This is a genomic window from Gordonia metallireducens (assembly GCF_021245825.1).
Taxonomy (GTDB): Bacteria; Actinomycetota; Actinomycetes; order Mycobacteriales; family Mycobacteriaceae; genus Gordonia; species Gordonia namibiensis.
This window is the reverse complement of record NZ_JAJQJP010000044.1, coordinates 36,288-61,183: the sequence shown is the minus strand read 5'-3', so window position 1 is coordinate 61,183 and position 24,896 is coordinate 36,288. Positions and strand designations below refer to the sequence as shown.

The window sequence follows — 24,896 nt, the reverse complement described above, 5'->3', positions numbered from 1 at the left end:
CGAACCGATCCCGGCCGGCGAACGCCGAGGTGACCGCGGCCGGTCATCGACGCGTCCGCCCGCACCGCCCGCACCGCCCGCCGCCGGTCCCCCGCCCGCCGCCAAGCCGCCGCGTCCCCGGCGTCGTCGCAGGCGCTCACTGCGGGTCGGCAAGATCCTGCTGATCCTGCTGCTCGTGTTCGTACTCGGCAGCGCCGGGCTGCTCTTCTACTACGACTCGCGTCTCGACCGCATCGACGCGCTCCCCGCGTACGCCGGGCGGCCGTCGGACACACCCGGTACCAACTGGCTCATCGTCGGCACCGACTCCCGCTCCGACCTGTCCGACGACCAGCGCACCAACCTGTCCACCGGCGACGCCGACGGCTCACGCACCGACACGATCATGCTGGTGCACAACCCACCCGGGAACGGGAAGGCGACGGTCGTCAGCATCCCGCGCGACCTCTACGTCGAGATCCCCGGAAACGGCAGCCTGAAGGTCAACGCGTCGTACAACATCGGCGGTCCGCAGCTGCTGGTGCAGACCGTCGAGAACCTGACCGGAATCCACATCGACCACTACGCGGAGATCGGCTTCGGCGGTTTCGACACCCTGGTCGACGCCGTCGGCGGAGTCGACATGTGCATCGACCAACCGCTCAACGACCCCAAGGCCGGACTCAGACTGTCGAAGGGGTGCCACCACCTGAACGGGCGCCAGGCGCTCGGCCTCGTCCGGACCCGCGCCTTCCCTCGTGCCGATCTCGAGCGCGTCATCAACCAGCGGAAGTTCCTCGCCGCCTTGGTCTCCCGCGCGACCAGCCCGGGCGTGCTGTTCAATCCGTTCCGGCTGTTCGGCTTCATCGGCGGCGCCATCGACTCCCTCACCGTCGACGAGCGCGACCACATCTGGAATCTGGCCTCGCTGATGTTCGCGCTCCGCGACCCGGTGACAACCACCACACCCACGGGCGAGAGCATCTACACCGATGACGGTCTGGCACTACCGGTCACGGAGACCACCGAGCAGTTCTTCGGCCTCCTCCGCGCAGGTCAGCCCATCCCCGACGAATTGCTCGTCGACGCCGGGTGACCAGGGGTGGCCAGGCTGCCCAAAGACAGGTCAGACTTGCCTTAGTTAGCCTGAACTTGCTGGTAGAAGGCACTTTTCGGCACCTACGATGGGCGCATGACCGAATTCACGAAGTTCCACCAGCTGCTGCACGATCAGATCGGCAACGAGTTCTACGCCTCGCAGCAGTACATCGCGGTCGCCACCTACTTCGACAACCACGACATGCCCCAGCTGGCGAAGCTCTTCTACAGCCAGGCCGTCGAAGAGCGCAACCACGCCATGATGATCGTGCAGTACTTCCTCGACCGGGACATGGAGGTCGAGATCCCCGGCGTCTCCGCCCCGAACAACAAGTTCGAGGACTACAAGGCACCGATCAATCTCGCTCTCGAGCAGGAGAAGACGGTCACCCAGCAGATCGTCGATCTCGCCAAGTCGGCCCGTGACACCGGCGACTACCTCGGCGAGCAGTTCATGCAGTGGTTCCTCAAGGAGCAGGTCGAGGAGGTCGCGACCATGACGACCCTGCAGACCATCGCCGACCGGTGCAAGGGCAATCTGTTCGACCTCGAGAACTTCGTCGAGCGCGAGTTCAACAGCGCCACAGCCGACGATCCGACCTCGCCCCCCGTTGCCGGAGGCAACATCTAGGCACGAGCCCTCACACGATTTCGGCGGCGCGACTTCACCCGAAGTCACGCCGCCGAAACGGTTTTCAGATGTTCGTGCTCAGCGCAGGGTGACCTGGCGGCCGCGGATGCCGTCGCGCGAGCTCCGCTCGGCGATCGTCAGCTCCGAGGTGTCGGCGAGCGCCTCGCCCAGCCACTGATCGAGCTGGTTGAGACCCGCCTGCCACTCCTCGTGGTGCATCTCGTTGTCGAGGTCGAAGACCGGGACCAGCAGGCCATGGGTGCGGAACGACCCCGCGAAACGCGAGCCCTCGCCCATCGTCAGACGGCCGGCCGCATGGAGGCGGGCCATCGCGGCCATGAGGTCGTCCTCGGGCTCGGGGCGAATCCAGCGCAGATGTGCCCGCTCGCCGGCATCGACCCACCACGGGGCGCCCGAACCGCTCTCGACGACGAGGCGCGCGGTCGGCAGCACGGACTCGTTCGCGCGCTCGAACATCGGCGCGATCTCGGCGGGCACCTCGGTGCCCTCCGGGAACCACCACGAGAAGTCCTGGTGCACGGTGATGTCCAGGATTGCGTCGGCCTTCAACACCTCGTCGAGCGAGGGCGATTCGTCGGCGGACTCGAGGTCGAACTCGCTGCCGGCCTCGGCGTGCGCGGCCCACGCGATGGCGGCCGCCAGCTCGACGGCCGGCGCCATGCGATCCGGCTCGGTCTGCAGACCCACCAAACCCTCTGTGGCGCCGTTGGATTCACGTGCCAATGCCGGACCGGCACCCGGCAGGATCGTCACGAGGGAGACGTCGTTGCGCGTGTCGGCGGGTTCCGTCAGTTCGAGACGCGCGGTCGCCGATGCGACGAAGGTCCGCAGTGCGACGAAATCGCATTCGGAGGCCAGTCCCGCGAAGGGACGCGGCGGCGGTGCCATCGACGCCGCCTGCCGAGCCTTACGAGCGGCGACCCGCTCGGCGCGATTGCTTCCCGGGCGGGGTCCACTGCCCCGCTTGCTCTTCTTGCCCATCGGTCCACTCTCTCACGAGCCGCTCGCGGCGCCGAGAAGCCCGGGCAGGTGCAGAGCCGCGCTCAGTCGACGGTCACCAGCCAGTCACGGACCTTGGCCGGGTGGTTGGTGGCGAGCCAGCGCACCCCGAGGTCGGCGCAGAGTTGGACGTCCACCAGTTCGTCGACGGTCCAGCAATACGTCACGCGTCCGGCCGCGGCGGCGCGGTCGACGAGATCGGGGTACTGCCGCAGGGTCATCACCGAGGGTCCGATCCCGGTGGCCCCGACGGCGGTCGCCGCACTGCCACCGAGCACGCGGGCGGTGTCGCCCAGCAGGATGGTCGGGAGCATCGGGGCATGGCGGCGGATACGCCAGACGCCGGCGGAGGAGAACGAGATGACCACGGCGCGACTGTGATCGGCCGACGGCGGGGTGGCCACGCCGAACTCGTGGAGGATCTCGAGGAGCTTCTGCTCGACGAGACTGCCGAACCGCACGGGGTGTTTGGTCTCGATGAACAACCGGACCGGCCGGCGCCAGTCCAAGGTGAGCGTGAGCAGCTCGCGCAGCGTCAGGATCGACGCGGGATCGCCCGCGGAATGCCAACTCCCGAAATCGAGTTCGCGGAGCTGGGCGAGCGTCATCTCGCTGACGATGCCGGAACCGTTCGACGTGCGGTCGACGGTCCGGTCGTGGACGCAGACGAGTTCGTGATCGGCGGTCAACCGGACATCGCATTCGAGTCCGTCCGCGCCCTGCGCGAGTGCGAGCTCGTATGCGGCCAGGGTGTGTTCCGGACGGTCACCGGAGGCGCCGCGGTGCGCGACCACCGCGGGCTTACCCGAACGCGACACCTTCTCGGCCGCGCCCACGTTCACACCTGAGTTCATCCGACCGCCACCCACCTTCTCTTCGGGACCGGGACCGCCGTGGCGGCGTCGAACAGCACCGGCACGCGGCGTGCCATCCAGAAGGCGAAGGCGGCCGAGACGGCCGCACTGAGGATCACCATGGCGAGCGCGTTGGCCCCGGTCTGCACCGAGTCCGACCCCCACGCGACGGCGCGGGCGATCAGCGCCAGCAGAGCTGTGACGGTGACGACCACCCACGCGACCCACAGCCGGCGGACGCGGCGGCCGACACGTTCGGCGTCGAGGGACGGATCGTGGGCCACGCGCAGGGCCACGACCTCGCCGAGCACGAGCGGTGCACCGACCAGGTTCACCAGCGGAACCCCCACCAGCAACCCCACCCACAGCGGACGCCTCGGGTCGAGGAGTCGGGCTTCCTCATAGGTACCGGCCCGCAGGTCCATCACCCAGCGGACGAAGGCGAGGGTCGCCCAGACGTAGGCCAGGAAGGCGGCCACACCCGCGAACACGATCAACCAGTCCGAGACCACGATCAGCGGGTCCGGGAGCGGCTGGGTGCGGTTGACGGCCAGCAGGATGTAGCGGACCAGATGGATGACCGCAGACGCCGCGAGCGCCGTGCCGGCCACGACGAGCGCGAACAGCAGGCGTGCCCGCGAGGAGTCGATCCGGTCGTGCGTCGCGTCGGCGGTCACCGGTTCGTCGTGCAGTCCCCAGGTCGGGATGTAGACGTAGCGCGGGATGAGACGCGGGCCGCGCGGGCCCGACGGTCCACGGCGACTGGGGATGGCCTCGGGAGGCCGCCGCGCGATCCAACGGACGTTGCGACCCCGGTACAGCCGGCCGGTCGGCGCCGTCCGGGGCGGTGCGGGGGTCACGGGGCGCGCGGGTGCGGACATCGCCCGAGCGGCATCGTCGACGACGCTCAGCGGGCCGCCACAGCGAGGGCAGTGCTCGCGCCCGGGGCGGTGCGGCGCCTGGATGCGGCACCGCGGACAGAGGTCGATCATCAGTGGGCGTCGCCCCCGCCGTCCCCGGTGCCGGTCTCGACGGGCTTGCCGTGCTCCTGCCACGCGAGCATTCCGCCGCGCACGCAGATCCCGTCGTACCCGACCTGCGCGAGATACTGCAGCACCCGCATCGAGCGTCCGCTCGAATGACACACCACATAGAGGTCGGCGTCGGGGTCGAGTTCGCCGAGTCGTCCCGGTATCTCGGCCATCGGGATGTGGACGGCGCCGCGGATGTGCCCGTTCGCCCATTCGTCGTCCTCACGGACGTCGAGCATCACCGCGTCGGCCGTCTGAGTGAAGTCGTCCGGCAAATCGGTCACCGGCACCTGCGTGATGTCGCCCATGGTCACGATTTCCATGGTGGCACAGTCGGGGCGCCGTCGGCGTCACGTCACCTCCACGGCCATTTCCGGCAGTGTTGTGAAGCTCACATTCGGAATCGTACAGACCGCCCAACGCGACCTATGCTGATCGTCATAGTTTTATCCACATGCCCCGGGCGGACAACTGTCCACAATCCACACCTCACCGTCAACCTGGGGATGAGGCTGTGGAAACTGTGGAAAAACCCTGGCCAAAGGCCTCGTCGATGTGACTGCGATCACTCGTTTGGACCAATGTGCGCGTAGGAAATTCACCAAACTGCAGTGGTCGCCCGGTGGTGCATTTTCTTTCCAGTGCACACACCTGTGGATAACGTGGGGACAAACCCTTGGGGAAACCCCCCGAACTGGGTCTGGTACTACCCGTCAGTCACGGTGTAAAAACCCGGTCCGCACCGCGGGGGCGCGGTCGATCGCGGCGATCACGCCCGACGTGAGGCTCTCGGCCAGACCGGAGACCGTCATCTGATTGCCCACCAGACGCGCGAGCAACGGTTTGGGTGCCTCGATGACCGTGATCTCTGCGTCGGGATACCGCTCGGCGACCACCGAACGCATGACGCCGATGCCGTCGACCAGGCCGAGTTCGGCCGCCCGACGCCCGACCCAGACGTCGCCGTTGAACAGCTCCTCGTCGGATGCCGTCAGCTTCTTGCCCCGACGCTGCCGGACCCATGCGATGAATGCCTCGTGCAGCTGCCCCTGGAGACCCTTGAGCCATTCGACGTCCTCGGCCACCTCGGGCGAGAAGGTGTCGAGCCGGGCCTTGTTCTCCCCGGTGGCGTACAGACGACGCTGCACGCCGAACCGGTCGAGCAGGGCCGAGAAGCCGAACCCCGAGGACACCACTCCGATGGAACCGACGATCGACGTGTGGGCGGCGAAGATCTCGTCCGCCGCGCACGCGACCCAGTAGCCGCCGGACGCCGCTACGTCCTCACAGAACGCCAGGACCGGTACGCCCTTCTCCGCGGACAGCTGCCGGATGCGCTCGGCGATGTACTCCGACTGCGCCGGCGAACCACCTGGTGAGTTGATCACGACGACGACGGCCTTGAGCCGGTCGGTGGCGAACGCCCGCTTCAGCACCGGCTCGACCGTGTCGGTGGTCAGCCCGTGCTTGCCCATGCCGGCTGCGCCGATCGGGCCGTCGAGTCGGACCACCGCGACGTGCTCGGCACGCGACTTCGCGAACTTCTTGCCCACCGCCGCCAGCGGTCCTGCAGTCATCTGCCCGAGTCTAATGGCGGCCAACCGCTTCCTGTTTCACGTGGGGCACCTGCGCATTCCGCAGCGCACCGGGTGCACTGGCACCGTAGACTCTCCCGCGTGCAGGTCAGGTGGCTCAGCGCATTCCTCGATTTCCCAGCCGACGAGTTCGGTGCCGAAGTGACCTTCTGGCGCGCGATCGCGGGTAGCACTGTGTCGCCGCCCCGCGGCGAACACCGCGAGTTCGCCTCCCTCGAACCGTTCCACGGCGACCCCCACCTCCGGGTGCAACGGGTCGACGACGGTCCGGGCGGCGTCCACCTCGACATCCACACCGACGACCCGCACGCCGCAGCCGAGGAAGCCGTGGGACTGGGCGCGACGCTGAGCAACGACGCCGGCACCCACCTCGTCCTCCGATCCCCCGCCGGTTTCGTGTTCTGCCTTGTTCCGTGGGAGGGCGAGTCCACACGGTCGCGGCCCATCAGGTGGCCCGGCGACGCGATCAGCATCATCGACCAGTTGTGCATCGACATCCCCGCAGCCGACTTCGACGCCGAGGTCGCGTTCTGGACGGCGCTGACCGGATGGCCGCTCAAACCGCCCGGCTCCCGACCCGAACTCGTGGCCCTGCGCCGCGACCCGGCGATCACCATCGGAATCCTGTTGCAGCGCAGGCAATCCGATTCAGACGGCACGATGCCCGACGAGTCGTCACCGGCGACCGGGCACCTCGACCTCGCGACCAACTCGGTCCCCGACGAGGTGGCGCGCCATGAGGGCTGGGGCGCCCGCGCGATCGAGCACCATCCGCACTGGACGACGATGGTCGACCCGGTGGGACGCCCGTACTGCATCACCTCGCGTAATCCGCGGACGGGCGACTGAGAAACTCGCGCAGCCTTTCGACCTCGGCGTCGATCTCCCGCTCCTCGGCTTTCGAGACCTCACGCAGCATCTCGATGCGTACCCCGGCGTCGGCATCGAGATGCCATGTGCCGGCGAGGAATCCGTCGGCGAAGACGAAGCCGGGCGAGCGACCGTTGGGTGTCACGGTCCGCCGGAACAGCTCCGGGTCGGCGACCCGGGCGCGGTCGGCCGAGACGCCGATGACGTGGTCGAACGGCGCCACGAGCCTGGCCGGCGCGGGAGCGTCGGCGTCGGCGAGGCCAAGTCCGTCGAGGTCGTAGAGGATCTCGCCGTTCGGACCGGTCAGCCGGACCAGTTCCCAGTCGGCCTCCATTTTCTCGACGAGCGCCTTGAGTCCGGTCATGCCCGCCCACGTCTGGATGGCCTTGACGGTGGCAGGGCCGAAGCCGCGCAGGTACAGGCGGATCAGGTCTGCTCGCGCATCCTCGCCCTCGACCGCCGGTTCGCCCGGACCGGCCCATTCGTCGAACAACCGGTAGGTGGGCGCCCCGCGGCCCCGCCAGAGTCCGCGCGGCGGCACCTGGACGAGCGGGAGTCCGCAGCGGGCGATCCCGGTGAGCGTCGACGGGTTCTCTGCCGGATGCTGCAGCGCCAGTTGCTTTCCCAGGTCGGCGCCGGAGAGTTCGCGGCCGGCCAGGAGTTCGGCGGCGTCGGCGATCACCCGCGAGGGATCGGCGTCGACCAGCCTCGGGACGTGCGCTTCGGCGATCTCACGCCGGAGGATCGGCTCGGCGAGCGGCCGTATCCACCGGGCGTCCTCGGCGTCGATGAGGAACACCGTGGAACGCAGCAACGCGATCCGCACGACCTCGCGCTCGGTGAGGAGTTCGTCGAGTTCGGCCGGGTCGAATCCTTCGATACGCGACCACAATCCGAAGAACGCCGCACGCGGGTCCTGGGATTGCAGCCCGACACACCGGTCCAGCACCTCGATCGCGTCCTCGTCGACGCGTTCCAACAGGTGCTGGCGGGACAGCAGGGTGCGATTCCACTGCCGCAGGGTGATCGGCTCGGACACCTCAGGCGGGGTAGCTGATCCCGGTCGCCGCGTGGCAGCGGTAACCGTGCGGGTTCTTCGCCAGGTACTGCTGGTGGAGATCCTCGGCGTAGTAGAAGTGTCCGTCACCCGCAGCGGCGAGCGGCTTGATCTCGGTGGCGATCGACCCGACGCCGGCGGCATCGAGCGCGGTCTGGAATTTCGCCGCCGACTCCTCGACGATCGTGGCGTCGTCGTCGGAGAGGGTGTAGACCGCCGACCGGTACTGGGTACCGATGTCGTTGCCCTGACGCATCTCCTGAGTCGGATCGTGCGACTCCCAGAAGATCCTGAGGATTCCCTCGAGGTCGATGACCGCCGGGTCGAAGACGACGAGCGTCGACTCGGTGTGGCCGGTGCGCGCGGTGCAGGTCTCCTCGTAAGTCGGGTTGGGCGTGTGGCCGCCCGCGTAACCGACCGCCGTCGTGTACACACCCGGGACCTGCCAGAAGATCTCCTCGATCCCCCAGAAGCAGCCACCCGCCAGGATCACCGCGGACAGGCCGTCGTCGAAGGTGCCGATTCCGCCGTTGGCGTAGGAGCCGTCGGCCTCCGGCCGTCCACGCATGGGCGTCTCCAGAACCAGATGGACTCCGGGGACCGTGATCTCGGTGTCGCGTCCGGGTAGTGCGGAATCGGCCGCGATGAGTTCCTGCTTGTGCGAACTGGCGGCGAAGAGCTGCTCGAGCCAAGACATGCGCCGAGTCTACGCGCGCCGCCTGGACGTCTCCTGAGTTCCCGAGTTGAGTCAGCCGTCCCAGTCTGTTTATGATGGCGGTCACATCCTGGCATGTGACACCCGTCACGTCCGCCGCCGGCCCTCGGGCCGACGATGCCGGGGTGCCGAGCCGATCCGCTGATGAAAGGCGACAATGGCGACGCACGCGACCGGAGACTATCGAGGTTCCCTCCGGACTCCTCGCGGCGCACCGCGCGCGAACTACGACGTCGCGAGAAGCTGCCGCACCATCGCGTTGAGCATCGTCGCCCTGTTGGCCGTCATCGTCGCGCTCGCATTCATCTAAGCCTGTGATCTTCAACCGCACTTGATATTTCTTCGGGCCTGTTTGTTGCAATCACCCATGGTGTGGGGAAGGCTGGAAACATCCGCGTGGCGCCGACACAATCGGCGGACCCACGTGTGAACAGGGAATACGAAAGCACCTCAGAGAGGAACATCGTGGCTGAATACACCTTGCCGGATCTGGATTACGACTACGCGGCACTGGAGCCGCACATCTCCGGCAGGATCATGGAGCTCCACCACAGCAAGCACCACGCGACCTACGTCAAGGGCGCCAACGACACCCTGGAGAAGCTGGCCGCGGCCCGCGAGGACGAGAGCATCGCCGGAAAGGTCTACGGACTGTCGGCGACCCTGTCCTTCCACCTGGGCGGCCACACCAACCACTCGATCTTCTGGAAGAACCTGTCGCCCAACGGCGGTGGCGAGCCCGAGGGTGATCTCGCGGCAGCGATCACCGAGCAGTTCGGTGGCTTCGACAAGTTCAAGGCCCACTTCACCGCCGCTGCCACCACCCTGCAGGGTTCGGGCTGGGCGATCCTGGGCTACGACACCATCGGTGGCAAGCTGGTCATCCTGCAGCTGACCGACCAGAGCGGCAACATCCCCGCCGCGATCATCCCGGTCGTCATGCTCGACATGTGGGAGCACGCCTTCTACCTCGACTACCAGAACGTCAAGCCGGACTACGTCAAGGCTTGGTGGAACGTGGTCGACTGGGCCGACGCCGGTGAGCGTTACGGTCGCGCGAAGACCCAGGGCAGCGGCCTCATCGTGCCTGCCTGATCTTCCCTTCGCCAGACACCAACGGCGCCGGTCACCTTCGGGTGGCCGGCGCCGTTTGTCAGAAGATCAGCGTCACCGCGACGGCCACACCACAGGCGACGGCGATGGCGATGAGCGCCAGCAGATCTGCGCGTCCCGGCCGGGCCGGATGAGCGGTGAGACGACCGGTGCCGCCGCGGGCGGTGATCGCCTCGGCCATCTCCGCGCTACGACGCAGCGCCGATGACATGGCGGCCGTGATGAGATCCATGATCCCCATCTCCGCCGACGGATGATCGCTGCGCCCCTTTGCCGTCGGCCGCAGCTTGTGCGCGGCGCGCAGCATGCGCAGCTCCTCGATCAGCAGCGGAAGTCCCCTCAGGCACAACGCGATTGCGACGGCCCATTCATCGACGGGCAGACGCAGCCGCCGGAGGGGTCGCATCAACCGTGCGATCGCCGGCGCGACGTCGGCCATCGGGGTGGTCCAGATGACGAGGATCGAACTCGCCACGAGGACGAGCGCGAGGGTCACCGCCCGGAGGAACACCAGTCCGCCGTGCAGACCGGCGAACGAGACGTTGAAGGCGACGCCGATACCGATCAACCCCCAGAACCACCACGGTGGACGGGGGATGGCGCCCAACGGGATCCCGGCGATCAGCGCGGTGACGATGACGATCGCGGCCACCATCCCCAATGCCGGCCACGACGGCAGCACCCAGGTCATGATGCCGAGGATCAGCACGATCACCAGCTTGGTTCCCGCCCACAACCGGTGGACGAAGGAATCGCCGGGGACCTGCCGCAACGGAACCGTGCGCATGGTCATAGGGCTCCTCCGTCCCAGCCGGACGGCTGATCGACGTTCTGATGGGTGTCGGGCAGCAACTGCCCGTCGACGAGCCGGACGCGGCGGGTGCACACCGAGTCCAGCGACTCGAAGTCGTGCGAGATGATCACGATGGTCATGCCCTCGGCACGCAGGCGTGCGAGCAGCGCGACGATCTCCTCTCGGGCCAACGGGTCGAGACCGGCGAGCGGCTCGTCGAGCACCAGCATGTCGGGGTTGCGGGCGATGAGGCCGGCGAGCACGACGCGACGCATCTGGCCGCCCGACAGGGAATCGACCTTGCCGGCCGCCATCTGCCGGGGCAGACCGACCAGTTCGAGAACGCGGGCGACCTCGGCGGTCCCGACCTTCTCGCCGCCGGCCGCCATGATCTCGTCGGCGACGGTGACCTTCTGCAGCTGCAGGCGCGCGTGCTGGAAACCCAGACCGACCGCGCCGACATGCTCGGTGACCGGCTCCCCGGCGTCGTAACCGGCTGCGGGAGTGAACTTTCCGGCGGTGTCGAGTAGGTGACACGTTCCGGTGCGCGGCGACAGGAGGCCCGCCATGATCCAGGCGAGGGTCGTCTTGCCCGACCCGTTGCCGCCGACGATGAGCAACCCCTCGCCGCGATACACGGTGAGCGTGACGTCGGTGAGGGCCACGACCTCCCAGGGCGACCCGGGTAGGTGCGCATATCCCACGTGGTCGAGCACCAGCAGCGGCCCGCCGATGTGCGGCCCCGGTGCCGCGAGGGACGTCGACGATCCGGTCGGCGAAGCATGGTCGAGGTCGAGGTGGGGATCCGGCATCCAGTGCGGCGGATGCGGAACCACCCGGCCGGCCTCGAGGTGGATGACGCGGTCGGCGGCCGCGGCCTCGCTGCCGCGATGGGTGATCAGCACGACCGCGATCCCGCGTCGGGCCGGTAGCGTCGCCAGCAGATGCAGGAGCTGCCCGCGGCCCTCCGGGTCGACCATCGAGGTGACCTCGTCGGCGATGAGGAGCTGTGGATCGCGGGCGAGGGCCGCAGCGACCGCCAAGCGCTGCTGCTGCCCGCCGGACAGATCGGTGGTCTCGCGGTCGCCGAGACCGGTCAGGCCGACCTCGGCGAGGAGCGCCTCCACGTCGACGTCGGCATCCGGCGGCAGACCCCACACCACGTCGTCGGCGACGCGGGAACCGAGCATCTGGATCTCCGGGCGCTGCAGGACGAGCGCGGTGCCGCCGTGTACGCCGAGCCCGGCGAGACCCGGGCGGTGTACGACGCCGGTGGTCGGGGCACGGCCGGCCAGGATCTTCGCGAGTGTCGACTTACCCGAACCGTTGGCGCCGACGACCGCCACGAACTCACCGGGCTCGATGCGCAGATCGATGTCGTGGAGAACCGGTTTCGCGTCCGGGTTGTAGGCAAAGCCGACACGTTCGGCGACGATCGGCAGCGGCGCGACTTCGGTTGCGGTGGACGCCGGCCCGTCGGAGGTGAGTGTGTCCTCGCTGGGCACGTCGCGCAGTCGCGCGATCACACCGCCGAGAATCCACCAGGCGGCGAGCAGCGAGATCGCGGTGCCGACCGTTCCGGAGATCCAGATCCACGCCCACCAGTGGCCGGCGATGCTGCGGCTCATCGAGTCGAGTGCGTCGGCCACGGCATCGGTGGGCCCCCACCCGCGCAGCCACTTCGCGACGCCGTGGAGGGAGTTCGTCATCGCCTCGATGGTCAGCTCACGCAGGGGCACCAGGACCCAGAGGATCAGGACGGAGACCCCACCGAGGAGCGGCGAGGCCACCAGCGTGGCCAGTCCGAGCGCCCCGAGCCCGCGGCGGCGGCGCTTGAGGTCGCCGACGATCCCGCCGATCAGCGCCGAACCGAGCACGGTGGCCATGGCGCCGGTCCCCGCCATCGCGAACGCGACCGCCGTGGTCGCCACCGTGGCGGTGAGCAGTGCACGCGGCCGCGTACGGGCCGCGATGAGGGCAAGAGGAACCGGGGCGAGTAGCCCGGCCGCCTGCGCCAGCGGGATGACCGAGGCGATGACCACCGCGGCGACGGTCAGGCCGCCGAAGATCGCGACGGACGCGAACTCCATCGGACGCAACGGGGGCGAGTTCTTCACCGGTCCAGTGTGCCTGGGTCCCGGAGCCGTCGGTTGATCGCATGTAAACGAACCGTCACAAGAACGTGGTTCGGCTTGTCCGTTTCGTCCCTGCGGTGGATTCTTTTCACACGGGTGATCTTCGGCGGTCCTGGGTCCCAATGACCAGGTCTCCCACCCGGATTGGAGGTAGGACACGATGCAGTCGATTCCGATCGGACTCACCCCGTTCCAGCATGAGGGCACGCTGAACGGAATCCTCATCTCGGGCCGCTGGCCGGAGTCCACTCTCGAGTGGACGCAGACCCTCGTCGGTTCGGTGCGGATCGCGTGCCGGCCCGGCTTCCTCCCGACCACGACGATCTTCGGCGTCGTCGAGCAACGTCCGCCGCACGGCGGCGAGGACACGGTCGGGATGATGGTCGCGATCGGAAACGTCGTCGACGACAGCTTCGTCGAGGCCGGCAAGTTCCTGAACAATCCCCCGGCGCTCGTCATGCTGCATCCGCCGTCGCAGACCCGTCCGTCGCTGCCGGAGTGTTCCGAGGTCGCGTCGGGATGTGTGTTGCTGCCGGGGCTCCCCGAGCTCGGGCTCGAGCACCGGGCCGGCTGGGCCGAGGCGGAGGCCGACGGGACAGTGGTGAACCTCCGCAACGAGGTGGGCATCGACCCCAACGCCGACCCGGACACCGCGGTGCTCGCCATGCTTCTCGCAGCTTAGGGCCCCGAGGTCTCGGCGAAGGCGTTCTCCAGGGTCGCCCACACGTCTGGATCAGGGTCGCCGAACTTTAGGTTTTGTGCCCCCGACCTGCACAGATACGGGTTACTGACGAGTTGCATTCGCCAGTTAGGGCTCACTAACCTGGCGTTCGTGATTGCTGCCCTGCTCCTGAGTTTCGGCGTGATCTTCGTCGCCGAACTGGGCGACAAGTCACAGCTGATGGCGATGACCTACGCCCTGCGGTACCGCTGGTGGGTCGTCCTCCTCGCCATCACCGTCGCCACCACCGCGGTCCACGCCGCCTCGGTGTTCTTCGGTCATTTCCTCGGGATGTCGCTACCGGCCGATCTCATGTCGGTCCTGGCCGGCCTCGCCATGCTCGTCTTCGGCCTGTGGACGATCTACGGCGACCGCCTCGACGACGAGGACCAGAACCGCGCGACGCGAGTCGGCGCCTCGGTGTTCCTCGCCGTGATGTCGGCCTTCTTCCTCGCCGAACTCGGGGACAAGACCATGCTCGCCACCATCACCCTGGCCACCGACCACGACTGGCTCGGCGTGTGGATCGGTTCCACCGTGGGCATGGTGGCCGCCGACGCCCTGGCCATCGGCGTGGGCGTCCTGCTCGGCAAGCACCTTCCCGAGCGTGTCATCGCGATCGGTGCGGCCGTCCTGTTCTTCGGTTTCGCGATGTGGCTCACCGCGACCGGCCTGGCCGGGGCGTCGACCCCGATGATCGCCGCGACCATCACCGCGGCCGTCGTCATCATCGGCGTGGGCACGTTCCTCATCCGTCGCGACCGGCGACTCCGCGCCGACTCCGACTCCGAAGCAGCCGTTCCCGAGCGTTCGCTCGGTGTACACGAGGGCTGAACGCGGACACCCCGCAACAGCTGACTATCGTGAACGTGCACCCCGCGCCGGTGCACGTCGTCCACTACCGGGACACGGGTCCGGCGGCAATCGGTACCGCGAAAGGACTACTTCACCCATGGACGTTTCAGGCGCTTCCGTTCTGGTCACCGGCGGGGCATCGGGCCTCGGCGCAGCCACCGCCCGTCGCTTCGCCGCCGCAGGCGCACAGGTCTTCGGCCTCGACCTGCAGGCCTCGATTGACAAGGCAGCACCCACCGACGGCGTCACCCTGATCGCCGCCGACGTCACCGACGAAGCGCAGGTCCAGGGCGCCATCGACACGATCGCCGAGTCCGGCGCACCGCTGCGTGTCGCCGTCAACTGCGCCGGCGTCGGCTGGGCCGCACGCATCCTCGGCAAGAACGGCCCCCACGAACTCGACCTCTTCCGCAAGGTCATCGACATCAACCTGGTCGGCACCTTCAACGTGATGCGGCTGGCCGCCAACCGCATGTCGGAGGAGTCCACCATCGACGGTGACGGCCAGCGCGGCGTCATCATCAACACCGCTTCGGTGGCCGCATTCGAGGGCCAGATCGGTCAGATCGCGTACGCCGCGTCGAAGGGTGGCGTCCACGCGATGACCATCTCGGCGGCCCGCGACCTCGCCCGGATCGGTGTGCGCGTCTGCACCATCGCCCCCGGCACCATCAGCACCCCGATGCTCGCGGGCGTCACCCCTGAGTTCCAGAAGACCCTGGCCGAGGCCATCCCGTTCCCGCAGCGTCTCGGCGAGCCCGACGAGTACGCACAGCTGGCCGAGTTCATCGTCGAGCACAACTACCTCAACGGCGAGACCATCCGCATGGACGGCGCGATCCGGATGGCACCGCGCTAGAGTCCCGGATCCCGGTCCTCGGCTGAGCGACCGACGGACGCCACCTCGGCACCCTCGGTCGCCAGCAGCTCCTCGGACAACCTGATCAGCGGTGCGGCATCCGCTTCCAGACCCTCGCCGTCGGCGGGGGCGAGGTCGCGGACCGCGCCGCTGATCTTGTCTCCGGACCCGTCGGCCGCCGCCCTCATCTCCGACACCGCGGTGCGCAGCAACCGAACCTGCACGTCGGCCTGGGCGTACTCGAACACCGGCGGCAGATACGGGCTGATCTGGGTCAACGCGTCACGTGTCTCGACCACCCGGCGGTGGAGCTGCGTCGTCGGCGACAGCTGCCCCGTGTCAGGCAGGACGACCTCCGGTACCGCGCCGGTCACCAGGCGCCACAGCGGCAGGAGTTCGGTGTCGAGTCGACGGCGTCGCCGGTTCGCCACGAGGGTCTGAACCCTGGAGTAGACCATCGGATAGCTGATGCCCAGCAGGAACGACACGACGCCGATGATCGCCAGGACCCGGTTGGTGGTCACGAGCCACGGGGACCTCGCGACATTCGTCGCACTGACCGCGACGAACACGATCTGCGCGATCGCGCCGAGCGCCAGGAACCCGAGTCCGGCCATCAGCAGCCCCAGCGACACCCGCAGGTATCCGTCGGCCGTCGCATAGAACTTCCGGACACTGTTGACGCAGGCCAGGAAGCCGTACGTGAGGTAGCCGCTCGCGACCAGCATGAAGAGCGCGAAACCCCAGTTCTGGACGGTCCACTCGCTGATGGTCTCGGTCCGGATCTCCTCGGGGATCACCAGCATGGTGATCTGGAGGCCGATGAGCGACACGACGAGCGGCAGCGCCTCCCAGCCGGCGCGCCGTTCACGGGACACCCGGTCGGGGAAGAAGAACACCACGACCAGCGCGGCCACCCCGATCGCGAGGAGCGCGTAGAACGCCACCCTCGACAGTCCTTCGAATCCCCAGGTGTTGAGCGTGGACGCCACCGCCTCGTTGACCACCACGAAGGCGACGGTCAGCGAGGCGACCGCGACCATCATCGCCAGCGGTTGGAGTCCCCAGCCGGTCCGGCGGATCTGGTCCAGTCGCCAGCAGAACGCGAGCGCGAAGACCACGCCCGCGAGCGCATTGACGATGCCGACCCCCGCCTCGACACCCTGGGCGAGGACGAGGACCGTGGCGGCGTCGCCGGCCGCCCCGGTCACAGCCATCCGCGGTGCCCACCCAGCAATCGCTGGAGGCCCCGTAGCTCGTCGTGCGCGACTGTACTGCCGACGCCGGTGCTGGCGTCTTCGGCCCAGGCGAGGATCATCGACGCCAGCATCTCGGCCTCCCACTCACGGTCATCCGAGTAGCAGGTACGACGTAGTGCCGCGTCGGACGAATCCTGGGTGAGCGCGGCCAGCCCCTCGACGGACACCTCGCCGAGCATCTGATGCCCGGCGATGAGGTGCCCGAACTCGTGGATGACGATCTGGTCGCGATGCAACGGCGAGGTGTTCGCCTGATAGAAGAAGTAGTCCGCGTCGGCGGCCGCCAACCAGATCCCGTTGGGCACACCCGCGGGCAACGGATGGGCCAGCAACCGGATCGGACGACCCCGTCGCTCGCCGTAGCGGTCACACAACTGCGTGACGTCCAGCGGGAGATCGAGATCGAGTCCACGCAACGTGGTGCGACACAGCACCCGCAGAGCACGCTCGGATCGACGCATGTGCACAATCGAACCACGACGCCGCAAGGGCACGCGATTTGTGTCCACCGGGCGCGGAAGAGAACGCCACGAGGCGGTCACCGGTTCGGACTGGTGTTGGGCCGACACCCCACGGCCCATCCTCGTGTCCGACGCCCGGCGACCGGTGCGACGCGGTTCTCGACCGTCAGGCCGAGAACCGGGTCAGCCCTCGCTCGTCTCCCCGACCACACGCAGACGCGAATCAGCCGACGGCTTCTCGTCGCTGAGTCCCGCCGCGATGACGTCCGGCGGATCCTTCGGCAGCCCCTGCTGCTCGCGCAGTACCTTGATCAGTTCGTTCACCACGGTGACCGAATCGCTCGAGAGTCCCGCAAGGCGGAATGCCGCCAACTGCACGTTGGTGTCCGCCTGCAACCGCATCAGATCGATCTCGTCGCGGGTGCGCTGCGCGGCCCGATCCTCGAGGAAGTAATGCACGTCGACCCCGAATGCGGCCGCGATTCCCTCGACGGTTCGGAACGACGGGGACTTGGCTTTCCCCGATCGCAACTGGCTCAGATACGACTCACCCAGACGGAACCCCCGCTCCGTCGACCGCGCCGCAATCGCCTTGGCACTGTATGCCCTCCCGTTCGGACCGGGAACGGTCCGAAAAAGCTCCTCGAGTCGCCGGGCGAACAACCCCGGATCGAGTGCATCCGATTCCTTCGTTCTCGAACGATCGGAGTCGGTGCGTCCGGTGTCGCCCATGGGCTTCTCCGCCCCTTCTGAAGTCATGACCATCTTCTCCGAAATGCGAAACTTGAATTTGCAAACATTAAAGCCCGCTGCACTCGGCCGTTGCAACGACCGGTACGGTCAGAACGTACCGGACCGTCGCACGCCATGCGTATCACCTGTGGTGATGATGTAACGAACGTTAGTGTGGCGTTCTTCACATTTCGGGGGGTAACACGTTGTCGGACTGCTTACGACACATGGTCTGGGGACCTCACTGCGACGCCCGGAGGGCGTCGAGATCCCGTCCCGCCCCCTTGGACCTCACACACAACTGTACGCCCGGAGCCGATCGATGACCCACCGCATTCCGGCGCCTCGCCACAGCCGCCGGCGGCGTCGATCCGTGGCATCTTTCTGTGCCGCCCTGGCGATGATCGCGTTCCTCGCTCTTGCTCCCGGCATCGCCTCGACGGCCCCGATCGGTTCCGGCGACTCCGGACCGGGGAACAGCGGGTCGGGCAATTCCGACTCGGGCGGTTACGGCGCACACAGTGCCGACGACGACTCCGACAATGCTGACGACAGCGACGATGCTGACGACTCCGACGACGACTTCGGGGTCTCCCCGCCGACCGGCACCGGAAACCCGGGGAGCTCCTGGCACCACGGGCACGGGCACGGACACGGACACCACGGGCCCGGCACCCCGTCGGGCCCCGGGACACCGTCGGGAACCACCACGACGAGCAGCCCGGGAACCGGGAGCTCGACGCCGGAATCCTCCGCATCGGAGAGCTCGGGCACTTCGGCGACGTCAGAGACCTCGGCAACCGGGTCGTCGACGGAGCCCTCGACGACCGGGATCGTGATCCCCCCGCCGCCGGTGAACGTCCGGCCGAACCTGCCGTCGGCTCCGCTGCCCCCGAGCGCCGCCACCCCGCCGCGGGACGGAGAGGGAAAGCCTCCGGCCCCTGACGCCGTCCCGACCGTCGCCGCCCCCAGCGGTCCGCCCGCCCCAGCGGCACCGCCGGCAGCACCCGCCGCAAGAGCATCCGCAGGCGCCGGAGCACCCGCAGGCGCCGGAGCATCGGCACCCCGCGTCGGCGAGACCCCGAATGCCGGATCGCCGGAGGGGGATTCGCCCGACTCCGACGAGTCCGCCGCGCCGGTGCCGAACCCCCGAGGACCGTCGGACGGTCCAGCTCAGGCATTGCCGGATTCGTCCCCCGACACGATCCTGACCGGGGTCAAGAAGTTCCTGGTCGGGGTGGCCCCAGGTGGCCTGATGCTGCTCGGCGCCGTCGCCCTGTTCGGCAGCGGATCGTTCCTGGACTCCCTGCGCACCCTGCGTTCCTGACGTCCCCCGGACTCGTCCCACCGACCCGGCAGATCAGTAGTCGGTCCGGGCCAGCAGATCGCGTTCGTGGGGGACGTCGTCGACGGCGCTCCCGGAGATCCACTCCCGCAACACCTTTGTGGCCCGCACGTCGTCCTCGTTGTACTCCAGCAGGCGCTCGCGCTGACCGAGATCGGGGCGTCCACCGCCCAGCGCGACCGCGGCGCGGTACCACTCCATCGACGCCTCGCCGCTCGCGTCGTCATCGCGCCAGGCGAACCCGGCGACCGGCGCGACCCGCTTCAGACCCTTGCCGCGGGGGCAGATGAAGTTCTCGCCGACGGCCTCGTAGATGTCGACCCACTCGTCGGAGGCGATGAACGCCTCCACCTCGCGGCGCGTCGGGATACCGGGTTCGCCGGCGAACCGGTCGGCCGAACCCAGCAGCCAACGGTTCTCGGCCTGTTGTGAGTAGCAGTACGCCGCGAAGGTCTTCCCGCTCTGCCGGGCGGCGAGCCGTTCGGCCGTCAGCCAGGCCCAGAACTCGGCGAACGACCTCGCCTCGTCGCGCGTGGGCAACGGGTCCCAGGTGACGAACGGCCGGTACACGACCGGCTCGTCGGGCGCGGTGGTGTCGGTGCGCAGCGTGCCCCACAGGTAGGCACCGTGCTCGCCGTAGCTCTCCATGTCGACGTCGACCTCGACGTCGGCGCGGTACACCCGCGGGGTGTCCAGGCGCCGGACGAGTTCGGTTCCGGTCAGCCAGGCGATCGCACCGATCACCGCATCGTCGAATCGCGCACTGCCCGGCCAGTTCTCCGGCGGATCCCCGCGGTGCGCGGCGAGCTGGTCGATCGTCGTGATGCCCGCCTCGATGAGTGCGGTGCCCTGGTTCCCGGTGGCGACGAGCGACACGTCGCGGACGGCCTCCAGTTCCGGGCCGCACTTCACCCACCACGGGCACGACCGGCATTCGGCGACGCGCCGCGGTTCGGTCGGCACCTGCTGGCTTGCGATCGCCCGGCGCCGGTCCAGGACCTCGTTGTAGTCGTCGAGCATGGCGCCGGTGTCGTGCACCACGATGCAATCGGCGTCGACGCCGATCACGCCGCCGCGCAGGTCACCGCTCTCCGACGACGGGGCGCGACCGATCTCGACCAGCATCGCGGTGAGCTGGGCGAGGCGTAGGGCGTCGCGCCGGTTGGGCCGGGCGGTGCGATACGGGTCGGGCGTGGGCGCCCAACCCCAGAGCGGGCTGGTGACCAGCGTCGGCGGACGGCTCGGATCCGGGGCGGTCTTCGCGGGTTGGGTTATCCGGTGATTGACGACGATGACCGGGACGTAACCGTCGCCCACCCTCACCAGGAGTTCGGCGTGGCCGCGACGCCCGTGCTCGACATCGGTGGGCAGCGCCGCATTCCAGATCCACGCGACACCCTCGTCGCAGGCCTTCATGGTGGCGGCGACCCGGTCCACGGCCCGGGACTCCGGATCGATGGCGACGAACGCACCCGGCTGATCGCTGTGGATACCGCGGAGCAGATCACGGACCGCGGCCCGATGGTCGGCCGCGGCCTCCTTGCGTCGCTGGACGCCGGGCGGGTCGGGTTCGGTACCGGGACGCCCCTCGTGACCGAAGTCGAGAGCGACCCGGTGCTCGCAACCCGCCAGATCGCGCGGCGACAACACCACAGAGGCCACGCCATCCCTTTCTCGGCTCGAGCAGTCGGACGCGTGGCCCCACCGGGCCACGTGTCATGCTTGTACTTGTTACCACGCCCGCAGCGGTCCACTCGGCAGCAGCGAAAGGTCATTCGATGGGTTTGTTGTCCTCCGACGGTAGGTCTCGCGCTCAGCGCCGCGCAGAGGCCAAGGCTCTCAAGACGAAAGCCAAGCTCGAGGCGAAGTTCGACGCCAAGCACCGGCGGAAGGAACAGAAGGCTCGTCGCAAGACCGAGCACAAGTACCTCCAGAAGGATCTGAAGGCCGAGCGCAAGACCGCCAAGCAGCTGGCGAAGGCCCAGGAGAAGGTGGTCAAGGCCGAGACCAAGAAGGTCGGTGCCGAGGCGAAGGCGGCCGCCGACGCCAAGGTGTTCAGCCCGGCCAGCGTCAAGCGCTACCTCACCGTCGCCCGCCTCGTGGCTCCCATCGCCGTCCCGATCGCCTACCGGGCCGCGGTCGCCGGTCGCGCTCAGCTCTCGGCACTGCAGGCCAGTCGTGCAGGTGTGTCGCCAGAAGTGTTGCGCCAGTTCAGCGGCCACGGTGCCGCCCTGTCCGCGCGGATCGCCACGACGCGCACCGCCCTGGACAAGGTCGTCGCGCAGGACACCAGCGCCGACGCCAAGGACTTCGTCGCGGCGATGACCCAGCGTCTGGACAATCTCGACGTCGCGGTCGGCGCGGCCGAGACCATGTCCGCCGCACAGCGCCGGACGGCTCACCAGTCGATCGACGACGAACTCGTCGCCATCGACGCCGACATTCTCGCGAGGCTCGGCGTCCGATCCTGAACCTCTAAGATGGGTTCCACGCGTCGCGTCGGGGGTCTCCCCTGCGCGCACACCCCGGAGACACACGCACGACCGGGACACACGCAAGGGAGCGCCGTATGACCGAGCAGGAGCCGAACGTCACGCCGTCCGACGGCGGTGCGGACAACGACGAACCGACCCTGTTCCCCATCACTCCCCCGGAGTCGGCTGCGGCCGATCCCGCGCCGGCTCCCGATCAGCCTGCACCGAAAAAGACCCCGGCCAAGAAGGCGCCTACCAAGAAGGCCGCGGCGGAATCCGGCGGCGACAAGTTGCCGGCCAAGAAGGCCGCGAAGAAGGCACCCGCGAAAAAGGCCGCCCAGAAGAAGGCGCCGGCGAAGAAGGCCGCGAGCGCTGCGCCCGCCAAGAAGGCCCCCGCGAAGAAGGCGCCGCCGAAGTCGGCGCCTCCCGTCACCGAGGCCCCCGCCGCCGAGACTCCCACTCCCGCGCCCGCGGCCCCGGCGCCGGCGACTCCCACGCCGACACCGACGCATCCGCCGGTTGACGTCGTCGCCGAATCCGATGCCGCGCGAGCCACTTTCGCGCAGTTGCGGTCCGGCGCACCCACCGAACCGCCGACGACCAACCTCACCCCCGCTTACGCGGGGCTGGCGGCGGTCGTGGCGATGCTGGTGTTCGTGGTGCTGCGGCGCATCCTGCGCCGGTAACTACCGCGGCGGGGGTGAGACCTCGACGCCGCCCGACTCGTGTTCGGGTCCGGCGTTCGGGTGTTCGGCGGGTAGCCGTCCACGGAAACGTGCGGCTTCGCTCGGACCCGGTTCCTCGCCCCGCGAGTGCGGCGGCCGGTGGTACGGTCCCGGCTTCGGGCGGGCCTTGCCGCCGGGGAATGCCAGGCGTGCGATGGTGCGGTGGACCTGTCCCCACTGCTGTCCGAAAGGCCCGGTGTTGTAGGGCAATCCGTAGCGCTCGCAGATGTCCTTCACCTTGGGTGCGACCTCCGAGTACCGGGTGCTGGGCATGTCGGGATACAGGTGGTGCTCCACCTGGTAGCCGAGGTTGCCGCTGATGATGTGGAACAGCGGGCTGCCCTCGATGTTCGCCGCACCCACGAGCTGGCGGACGTACCAGCCGCCGCGGGTCTCGTTCTCGGTCTCTTCCTTGCTGAATGTGTATGTCTGGTCTGGGAAATGGCCGCAGAAGATGATGGCGTGCGCCCAGACGTTCCGGATGATGTTGGCGGTGAAGTTCGCGGTCAGCGTGCGGAGGAAGGTGCTCTCCGCACCGGGCAGGACCTGATCGGCGAACTTCGCCGCGGCCTTCCCCCGTCGCCCGCCGCGTCGTCGGATCGCGTTGCCGATCCGCGAGGTCGACGGCTGACGGATCGCACCGCCGGTCGCGGCCTGGCTCAACAGGAATGCGCCCGCACTGATCGCCGGCCAGCCGATGTAGTCCTTCACGACCTGGCGACGCATCTTGCCCGCGATGCCCTTGAGATCCCTGGTCAGCTCCGAGATCGGCTTCTCGCCGCGTCGGATCGCCTCGAGGTCGAGATCGTGTAGCGCGACACCCCATTCGAAGAACGCGGTGAGCAGGACGTTGTAGAACGGCTGGAGCAGGTAGACCGGATGCCACTTCTGGTTCGGGTCGATCCGCATGATCTCGTAGCCGAGATCCTTGTCCTTACCGCGGATGTTGGTGAACGTGTGATGGATGTAGTTGTGGGAGTGCTTCCACGCCTCGGCGGTGGAGGCGGTGTCCCAGTCCCACACCGAGGAATGGATGTAGGGATCGTTCATCCAATCCCACTGTCCATGCATCACGTTGTGGCCGATCTCCATGTTCTCCAGGATCTTGGCCATACCGAGGCACGCCGTACCGGCGACCCAGGCTCCCCGCGAACGCGAGTTGAGCAACACGATGCGCCCCAGCGCGGCGAGTTGCCGCTGGGTGGCGATGACGGTCTTGATGTAGCGCCGGTCGCGGTCGCCGAGGTCCCCGTAGACCTCATCGTGGATCGCGTCGAACTCCTCGGCGAGCTTGTCGATCGTCTCCTGATCGAGGTGCGCCAACGGATTGGTCACGCGCTGTCCGGAATCGGTGGTTGTCATGTTCTGGTCCTTCCGGTCGTGTCCGACCTTCGGTCGGTGGTCTCGGTCTGACCCTGGGTCAGAGTTCGACGTCGACGTCTCCCTCTGCGGTGTTCACACAGATGCGGATGCTCGATCCCTCCGGCGAGCTGACCTCGCCGGTCCGCAGATCCCGGATGCTCCCCTGCTTGAGAACCCCGGTGCAGGTGTGGCAGATACCGATGCGGCAGCCGAACTTCAGCTGCATGCCGTTCTCCTCGCCTGCGACGAGGATCGGCTGGCCCGGCTCGCAGGTCACCTCGGTGTCACTGCGCGTGAACCGGACGGTGCCCCCCTCTCCCTCACCCGCGTTCCCGCCGATGATCGGCTGGAAACGTTCGAGATGGATCCGGTCGCCGACGCCTTCGGACTCGAAATGCTCGACGAGACTGTCGAGGAGTTCACGGGGTCCGGAACACATGACCTGCCGTTCACGCCAGTCCGGACACAGTTCGTCGAGGTCGGTCGCCTTGATCCGGCCGTCCCGGCCTGTGATGCGCAACGTCAGATCGAATCCGCCGTGCCGCTCGTCCATCGACTCGAGATCGGACTTGAACATCACCTGCTCGTCGCTGTGCGCCGAGTGGATCGCGACCACGTCATCGACCCGATCGCGATGGTCGAGGTCGCGGAGCATGCTCATGATCGGGGTGATGCCGCTGCCCGCACTGATGAACAGCATCTTCTCCGGCAGCGGATCGGGCAGCGTGAACACGCCTTCGATCTCACCGAGCCGCACGATCTCCCCCGGGCGGATGCCGCGGACGAGGTAGGGCGAGACCTTGCCTTCCTCCACCAGCTTCGGCGTCACGCTGATCAGACCGTCACGAGGGTGGGGGTCGGAGGTCAACGAGTAAGCGCGCCAATGGAACACCCCGTCGATGACCACTCCGAGACGCACATATTGTCCCGGTTGGTGGCCCGGCCACTCGTAGCCCGGTTGGATCCACACCGTTGCCGCATCCGCACCCTCGGGTCGTACTTCGACGACCCGCCCGCGCAGCTCCCGAGTGGTCCAGAGCGGGTTGATCAGCTCCAGGTAGTCGTCGGGGTGCAGGGGGTTGAACAGGTGCCGGATCGCGCCGAGGAAACCTCGACGCAGCGGGGAGACCTTGGGTGTTGCGCCGCGTTCAGCCACGGAAAAGCCTTTGTTGCAATTCGATTCGTGTCACGAGACCTCGCAAGCGGTCGTCG

The 24,896-nt window shown here is 68.1% G+C and carries 25 protein-coding genes; 10 read left to right on the top strand and 15 right to left on the bottom strand.

The genetic code is table 11. From position 1 onward, the window contains the following. On the top strand, positions 1-1,075 hold a 1,075-nt coding region (locus LQD00_RS17390; protein WP_269785142.1), incomplete at its 5' end, for an LCP family protein. A gap of 96 nt (positions 1,076-1,171) precedes the next feature. After that, entirely contained in the window at positions 1,172-1,708 is a 537-nt protein-coding gene (locus tag LQD00_RS17385) for a ferritin (protein ID WP_232718374.1), read from the top strand. A 78-nt stretch (positions 1,709-1,786) separates the two neighbouring features. On the opposite strand, the gene LQD00_RS17380 is transcribed toward LQD00_RS17385, so the two are convergent. The 5 genes from LQD00_RS17380 to LQD00_RS17360 form a co-directional block, all read right to left on the bottom strand. Beyond that, complete coding sequence (locus tag LQD00_RS17380; RefSeq protein ID WP_232718373.1) at positions 1,787-2,710, bottom strand: DUF5926 family protein; 924 nt, start codon at positions 2,708-2,710, stop codon at positions 1,787-1,789. A gap of 62 nt (positions 2,711-2,772) precedes the next feature. Beyond that, positions 2,773-3,582 (bottom strand): glycerophosphodiester phosphodiesterase, encoded by an 810-nt coding sequence (locus LQD00_RS17375; RefSeq protein ID WP_006868046.1) that lies wholly within the window; start codon positions 3,580-3,582, stop codon positions 2,773-2,775. Then, entirely contained in the window at positions 3,579-4,463 is an 885-nt protein-coding gene (locus LQD00_RS17370; RefSeq protein ID WP_232718372.1) for a DUF4328 domain-containing protein, read from the bottom strand. The genes LQD00_RS17375 and LQD00_RS17370 overlap by 4 nt, the downstream gene beginning before the upstream one ends. Positions 4,464-4,573: 110 nt before the next feature. After that, complete coding sequence (locus tag LQD00_RS17365; RefSeq protein WP_232718371.1) at positions 4,574-4,936, bottom strand: rhodanese-like domain-containing protein; 363 nt, start codon at positions 4,934-4,936, stop codon at positions 4,574-4,576. 390 nt (positions 4,937-5,326) lie between these two features. Then, on the bottom strand, positions 5,327-6,190 hold the full coding sequence (locus LQD00_RS17360) for a S49 family peptidase (protein ID WP_232718370.1): 864 nt from the start codon (positions 6,188-6,190) through the stop codon (positions 5,327-5,329). Positions 6,191-6,289: 99 nt separating this feature from the next. Here LQD00_RS17360 and LQD00_RS17355 point away from each other — a divergent pair, with 99 nt between their 5' ends. After that, positions 6,290-7,057: a VOC family protein gene (locus tag LQD00_RS17355; protein ID WP_232718369.1), complete on the top strand. Its 768-nt coding sequence runs from the start codon at positions 6,290-6,292 to the stop codon at positions 7,055-7,057. Here LQD00_RS17355 and LQD00_RS17350 read toward each other — a convergent pair. Continuing rightward, positions 7,026-8,117 carry a winged helix DNA-binding domain-containing protein gene (locus LQD00_RS17350; protein ID WP_232718368.1) on the bottom strand — a complete coding sequence of 364 codons (1,092 nt, stop codon included), beginning with the start codon at positions 8,115-8,117 and terminating at the stop codon, positions 7,026-7,028. The two genes, LQD00_RS17355 and LQD00_RS17350, sit on opposite strands and share 32 nt — an antisense overlap. 1 nt (position 8,118) lies before the next feature. After that, positions 8,119-8,832, bottom strand: coding sequence for a peptide-methionine (S)-S-oxide reductase MsrA (msrA, locus tag LQD00_RS17345; RefSeq protein ID WP_232718367.1), 714 nt, complete (start codon positions 8,830-8,832; stop codon positions 8,119-8,121). 483 nt (positions 8,833-9,315) lie between these two features. Between msrA and LQD00_RS17340 the strand changes: the two genes are divergently transcribed. Then, positions 9,316-9,945, top strand: coding sequence for a superoxide dismutase (locus LQD00_RS17340; RefSeq protein ID WP_232718366.1), 630 nt, complete (start codon positions 9,316-9,318; stop codon positions 9,943-9,945). A gap of 58 nt (positions 9,946-10,003) precedes the next feature. Here the strand turns inward: LQD00_RS17340 and LQD00_RS17335 are convergent, their stop codons facing one another. Both LQD00_RS17335 and LQD00_RS17330 read right to left on the bottom strand, forming a co-directional pair. Next, the gene (locus tag LQD00_RS17335; RefSeq protein WP_232718365.1) at positions 10,004-10,756 is read right to left on the bottom strand and encodes an energy-coupling factor transporter transmembrane component T family protein; all 753 of its coding nucleotides are present in this window, start codon (positions 10,754-10,756) and stop codon (positions 10,004-10,006) included. Further along, positions 10,753-12,873 carry an ABC transporter ATP-binding protein gene (locus LQD00_RS17330; RefSeq protein ID WP_232718364.1) on the bottom strand — a complete coding sequence of 707 codons (2,121 nt, stop codon included), beginning with the start codon at positions 12,871-12,873 and terminating at the stop codon, positions 10,753-10,755. Before LQD00_RS17330 ends, LQD00_RS17335 begins: the two co-directional genes overlap by 4 nt. Positions 12,874-13,051: 178 nt before the next feature. Between LQD00_RS17330 and LQD00_RS17325 the strand changes: the two genes are divergently transcribed. From LQD00_RS17325 to LQD00_RS17315, 3 genes are all read left to right on the top strand, one after another. Beyond that, positions 13,052-13,573 (top strand): hypothetical protein, encoded by a 522-nt coding sequence (locus tag LQD00_RS17325; RefSeq protein ID WP_006868036.1) that lies wholly within the window; start codon positions 13,052-13,054, stop codon positions 13,571-13,573. 150 nt (positions 13,574-13,723) lie between these two features. Next, on the top strand, positions 13,724-14,446 hold the full coding sequence (locus tag LQD00_RS17320) for a TMEM165/GDT1 family protein (RefSeq protein WP_232718363.1): 723 nt from the start codon (positions 13,724-13,726) through the stop codon (positions 14,444-14,446). 118 nt (positions 14,447-14,564) lie between these two features. Then, positions 14,565-15,326: an SDR family NAD(P)-dependent oxidoreductase gene (locus LQD00_RS17315; RefSeq protein ID WP_006358859.1), complete on the top strand. Its 762-nt coding sequence runs from the start codon at positions 14,565-14,567 to the stop codon at positions 15,324-15,326. On the opposite strand, the gene LQD00_RS17310 is transcribed toward LQD00_RS17315, so the two are convergent. The 3 genes from LQD00_RS17310 to LQD00_RS17300 all read right to left on the bottom strand — a co-directional run bounded on the left by LQD00_RS17310 (position 15,323) and on the right by LQD00_RS17300 (position 17,805). Continuing rightward, positions 15,323-16,543 carry an MAB_1171c family putative transporter gene (locus LQD00_RS17310; protein ID WP_232718362.1) on the bottom strand — a complete coding sequence of 407 codons (1,221 nt, stop codon included), beginning with the start codon at positions 16,541-16,543 and terminating at the stop codon, positions 15,323-15,325. The two genes, LQD00_RS17315 and LQD00_RS17310, sit on opposite strands and share 4 nt — an antisense overlap. Further along, positions 16,534-17,046 (bottom strand): hypothetical protein, encoded by a 513-nt coding sequence (locus tag LQD00_RS17305; RefSeq protein WP_232718361.1) that lies wholly within the window; start codon positions 17,044-17,046, stop codon positions 16,534-16,536. The genes LQD00_RS17310 and LQD00_RS17305 overlap by 10 nt, the downstream gene beginning before the upstream one ends. A gap of 183 nt (positions 17,047-17,229) precedes the next feature. Continuing rightward, positions 17,230-17,805 carry an XRE family transcriptional regulator gene (locus LQD00_RS17300; RefSeq protein WP_232718360.1) on the bottom strand — a complete coding sequence of 192 codons (576 nt, stop codon included), beginning with the start codon at positions 17,803-17,805 and terminating at the stop codon, positions 17,230-17,232. Positions 17,806-18,151: 346 nt separating this feature from the next. On the opposite strand from LQD00_RS17300, the gene LQD00_RS22770 reads away from it, so the two are divergent. After that, complete coding sequence (locus LQD00_RS22770) at positions 18,152-19,105, top strand: hypothetical protein (protein WP_269785141.1); 954 nt, start codon at positions 18,152-18,154, stop codon at positions 19,103-19,105. Between the two features lie 33 nt (positions 19,106-19,138). Here the strand turns inward: LQD00_RS22770 and LQD00_RS17290 are convergent, their stop codons facing one another. Further along, positions 19,139-20,785, bottom strand: a complete 1,647-nt coding sequence (locus LQD00_RS17290) for a TM0106 family RecB-like putative nuclease (protein ID WP_232718359.1) — start codon at positions 20,783-20,785, stop codon at positions 19,139-19,141. Between the two features lie 116 nt (positions 20,786-20,901). Here LQD00_RS17290 and LQD00_RS17285 point away from each other — a divergent pair, with 116 nt between their 5' ends. Beyond that, positions 20,902-21,594: a DUF6474 family protein gene (locus LQD00_RS17285; RefSeq protein ID WP_232718358.1), complete on the top strand. Its 693-nt coding sequence runs from the start codon at positions 20,902-20,904 to the stop codon at positions 21,592-21,594. 98 nt (positions 21,595-21,692) lie between these two features. Then, positions 21,693-22,283 (top strand): hypothetical protein, encoded by a 591-nt coding sequence (locus LQD00_RS17280; protein ID WP_232718357.1) that lies wholly within the window; start codon positions 21,693-21,695, stop codon positions 22,281-22,283. Here LQD00_RS17280 and LQD00_RS17275 read toward each other — a convergent pair whose 3' ends face one another. Both LQD00_RS17275 and LQD00_RS17270 read right to left on the bottom strand, forming a co-directional pair. Next, positions 22,284-23,684: a fatty acid desaturase family protein gene (locus tag LQD00_RS17275; protein ID WP_232718356.1), complete on the bottom strand. Its 1,401-nt coding sequence runs from the start codon at positions 23,682-23,684 to the stop codon at positions 22,284-22,286. Positions 23,685-23,742: 58 nt separating this feature from the next. After that, entirely contained in the window at positions 23,743-24,840 is a 1,098-nt protein-coding gene (locus LQD00_RS17270; protein WP_232718355.1) for a ferredoxin reductase, read from the bottom strand. Positions 24,841-24,896 lie beyond the last annotated feature (56 nt).